2 protein-coding genes and 1 pseudogene are annotated in these 2836 nt (G+C 65.0%); 2 read left to right on the top strand and 1 reads right to left on the bottom strand.

The window, feature by feature from the left end; genetic code table 11:
- Positions 1–238: 238 nt before the first annotated feature.
- A pseudogene (locus tag OXU42_08690) lies at positions 239–433 on the bottom strand (IS110 family transposase).
- Between the two features lie 428 nt (positions 434–861).
- On the opposite strand from OXU42_08690, the gene OXU42_08685 reads away from it, so the two are divergent.
- Together OXU42_08685 and OXU42_08680 are read left to right on the top strand one after the other, a co-directional pair.
- A complete protein-coding gene (locus tag OXU42_08685; protein MDE0029458.1) occupies positions 862–2040 on the top strand; it encodes a hypothetical protein in 1179 nt (392 codons plus the stop codon).
- 147 nt (positions 2041–2187) lie between these two features.
- Entirely contained in the window at positions 2188–2511 is a 324-nt protein-coding gene (locus OXU42_08680; GenBank protein MDE0029457.1) for a hypothetical protein, read from the top strand.
- Positions 2512–2836 lie beyond the last annotated feature (325 nt).

Raw genomic sequence — 2836 nt, 5'->3', positions numbered from 1 at the left:
TCATAACAAACTCGCACGCTCCCGTTGATGGGACCTCGAGTTTTCACACGGTCTGAGCCGAAAATGTCCCATTTGCCGTGAAACAGAACCGGGGATGAAGCAAACGAAGACCGAGCGACTTCGCGATTCGGAAGTTGCTGGGAACGCCGTGTCGACACAACGGGACGAGCACGTAGGCTTCCCCGATGTGGCCCGAGGCCGTTCCGCGTGACGGGCTGGCGGAGAGAGGCGGGGTGAGTCAGGCGGCCATGGGCTGGGGCAGGGCGGGGGCGATGTAGCCGTAGCGGCGGAGCATTCGGATCCAGCGCGGGGCGTTGCGTTTGACCATCAGGGCCTCGTAATCGGCGGTGCGGTCGTAGTAGGGCCGGCCGGTTTTGAGCACGGCATGGATGATGCGCAGCATCTTGTGGGCGCCTGCGACGATGGCGCGTTTGACAGGTTCAAGTCTGGATGACTTCCGATGGAGAACCGGCCAGAGAAGCTGGACGGTACGAGCGACTGCTGTCGCGCCGGGTACTCGTTGCGGCCGGCGGGCCTCTCCACGAGACCGCGCTGCTTGTGGACAGCAGCGAAGTAGAGATACTGGCTGAACTCTCCTGGAGCGCGAGTTGGCGTGGCGATAAAGCGCCGGATTCAGGAACGGACGATGGCGCGGTCTACTGACCCCGGAGGGGCCGGACCACCCAACTTCATCTTGGGCCTCGAGGCCGCGCGCGGAGAGAGCGACGGCGCCCGGCCCGAGCACGCGGTCGAATTCAACGTCATGGCGAGGTGGTAGTCAAGCGCCTGAATGGGTGCCCTTGGTCTGCGGTGGGAATGTCTCCCGGTGCTACGACGCTATCGCGGAAAGGAAGACACTCCATGGCGGGAATGATGACAATCGCATTGTCCTGTACCGTGCGTCGGTCACTCCATCTCGTGGTGGCGCTGTTCGTTCTTTGCGCTTTGAGCGCCTGCGGGGGCGGCAACTCCCGCCCGTCAATGACCGCGCAGCCGAATGGGACGGTCACACCTGTCGTCCCGGAAACGGATGTAGCGAACGCCCGGTACGGGGCAATCGCGTGGCAGGAAGACGAGGTTCACGCGACCTTCATTCCTTCGGGCTCCGACGAGAACGGAACGCATCTCCCCTTCCCGCCGGGCGTCAGGTACAGGCTCTACCAGGGTGTGGACGGGTACAACGACCAGGCCCCCGTCATTGCGTTCGGCCCGACGCTCCACGTCGGAGCCGATGTCGCGCCGGCCGCGGGAACGCTTGGCGCTACGGGTTCGCGGGGCGGGGTGGCCTTGTCCGAAGGAGCGGTGCGCGACGGGGCCGGGGCAGCGGACGTGCTTGACTACCTCAGGACGATGGCGGGCGGCAACATCGAGGGCATTGTAGGGCTTCAGCAATGGTATTCGCCGCCATACGTGCGGGTGGTGGGAACGGAGACGAACGGGCGGTACATTCGCCTGACCCAGGATGCCGCGCGGGTCGTGAACGCGGCGCTCCCCTTCACCAAACGGCTGAGGCTGCAATCCGTCGATGTGCCCATTATGGAGGAGCACGTGGCGTCCGTTTACGATTGGCGGGCCGGGAGCAGGGACATATTCGTGCGGTTCGTTCCCAAGTCGGATCCCTGGTGGTCGGGCGCGGAGGGGAACGAACTCGGCAGGACCAGGGTGTTGAAGCCGGTCCACTACAGCGAGCAGCGGCAGCGGCGGGAAGTCTCAGACGGCGGCCGCGGCGCCTTGAGGGCCGATGTCCTGATCGATCCGGCGGCCGTCGCCTCATTCAGCGACGCAGAACTCACCCACCTGCTCGTCCACGAACTGCTTCACGCGGTGGGCTTCATGAGCCACCTGGATGCGGACAGCTTCCGTTCGACGCTGAACGAGGTCTACTTCGCGGAACGGAGCCTCGCTCGCTCATCCACCCGATCGACGGCGAGGGTTTGCTTGCGCGTATGCGCGGTTCGAGGGCGGCACGTTGCCGGAGCTGATGAACTTCGAGAGCCTGGGACCGTGGAGCGACACGTCGTATCAAATGCGGGGGGATAAGGCGCTTCCCTCCGGGGAGATGGCCTTCGGCGTGGCATTCAGGAACGGCCTGCCGCAGCCGTGGGCCTTCGGGCCGACGCCGGCAACGGACCTGGCGGGCAACGCCGCCCCGCCAGGCGCTGCCACCTGGACGGCGACCTCGTCGGCATGACGCCGGCGGGCGATGCCGTGCCCGGCGATTTATCTCTGATCGTCGATCTGTCGAAGGTGCGAGATCCGGCCTACGAAACGGAGGTGGATGGGATGCTCAGGTTTACCGGCATCCGCTACGCGGGCGGCTCGAGCTGGGGGGACGGCGACCTCGCCTACTCGATCGAGGTCGGCGGCAACGGATTCCATCGTGCGCGCAGCTCGTTCGTGCTATACAGCGTGCAGGGGCGGCCTGAAGTCCGCGCGTCGGGCGAGGATTTCGGAGTCGTCACCAGGGTATTCCTGGGACCCGGACACGAAGGGATGGGCGGCGTTCTCTAACGCCACGACATCTCCGCCGCCTTCGGCGGAAAGAGGTAGGTCCAGGAGATTGACGGGCGCTCGGAGAGAACCATTCGACATCCCTTGGGCCATGGGGCCTCGGCGGGATGGCAGCTGTTCCAGTAGTGGTCAGGGTGAGAGCGGTCAACGACCAGACCATTCCATGACCCGACGCGTAGCTGCCGATCGTTCACATTGAAAGCGACAACAGGAGATCGACGTCGTGAGACTGACTTTAGTCCTTCTGGGTGCGGCCCTTGTTCTGGGGGCTCATGGCTGCGCGGGTTCACCCGCCGACGACGAAGGCCGCATTGGCTTCGAGCGG

The organism is Deltaproteobacteria bacterium (assembly GCA_028818775.1).
Lineage (GTDB): Bacteria > Desulfobacterota > Binatia > UBA9968 > JAJDTQ01 > JAJDTQ01.
Note: the sequence above shows the minus strand (reverse complement) of the source record. Positions and strands in the feature narration are given on the sequence as shown.